General features: G+C 42.3%; 1 pseudogene. It reads right to left on the bottom strand.

The features are described 5' to 3' along the window. Window positions 1–442, bottom strand: a pseudogene (locus CYP43_RS02105) (nickel-dependent hydrogenase large subunit); the annotation flags it as partial.

The raw sequence follows: 442 nt of genomic DNA, 5'->3' as shown, positions 1-442 counted from the left end.
CGCATTAAATGCATCCATTGTATTCTCTGCAACTACCTTTGCCTCAAGCATACGATTAGCGGTTCTGCCTAGCGTTGTGAAAACTGCACTCAATGGCAAGCCACTCTTTGCTAAAAACTCGCCAACTACTTTTTTAACTCTCTCGTTGCCTCTAGCGTAGTTTATAACGATACTTGCTATTGGACCTACTTGCATATGCATGTCATCATATCTTGGTGCTTTAATCCAGCTCTATTTACCTTTTGTATCAAAAAGCTTACTATGTGCTAGTTTGCCCTCGGCGTCTCTTCTCTCGCCGTCACTAAGGCCTGTGTAGTTTTCCTCAGTCTCGCCCTCATCTGTATGAAGTGCTTTGTCATCTTTATACCAAGCTCTTGTCGCCTCTTCTGTTCTCTTGTCTTCTTCTTTGTCATAAACCTTGCTATGATCGCCATTTAAGATT

The organism is Campylobacter concisus, from assembly GCF_002913045.1.
GTDB classification, from domain to species: domain Bacteria; phylum Campylobacterota; class Campylobacteria; order Campylobacterales; family Campylobacteraceae; genus Campylobacter_A; species Campylobacter_A concisus_AP.
The sequence above is the reverse complement of the archived record's forward strand: the minus strand, read 5'-3'. Positions and strand labels throughout refer to the sequence as shown.